The organism is Jatrophihabitans sp. sgz311053, from assembly GCF_056135305.1.
In genome coordinates, this window is sequence record NZ_JBWAXP010000013.1 from 1 (window position 1) to 536 (window position 536).

Here is a 536-nt window from a genome sequence, read left to right on the forward strand (position 1 = left end):
CAGCAGCAGCACCAGCAGCAGCCCCGGCAGCAGCACCAGCGGCGGCGACCCGCGCCACCACCGGAGCCACCACCTCCTCCCCCGCAGCCACCGCCACCATCACCCCACCGGCCGGCAACTGCTCCATCAACCGCCCACGCGCCTCCACCAACCGACACGCATCACCCAGCGACCACACCCCCGCCACATACGCAGCCGCCACCTCCCCAATCGAATGACCAGCCACCACCTCAGGCGCCACCCCCCACGACGCCAACAACTCCACCAACGCCACCTCAACGGCAAACAACCCCGCCTGCGCCCACCGAGTCCGCCCCACCACCGACGAACCCAACACCCCCCACAACCCCTCCGGAGCCACCACCCCAAACCCCGGATCCACCTCACCAGCCACACCATCAAAAACCCCACACACCCGCCGCAACGCCTCCCCGAACACCGGAAACGCCACCGCCAAACCCCGCCCCATCCCCACCCGCTGACCACCCTGACCACCAAACACAAACCCCACCCCAGCCGAACCACCGGCAACACCG

General features: G+C 69.4%; 1 protein-coding gene. It reads right to left on the reverse strand.

What is annotated here, in order from left to right; genetic code table 11:
* The coding region (locus tag AC0NZQ_RS21855) for an acyltransferase domain-containing protein (RefSeq protein ID WP_474532240.1) at positions 1-451 on the reverse strand (451 nt) is incomplete at its 3' end.
* Positions 452-536: the final 85 nt, after the last annotated feature.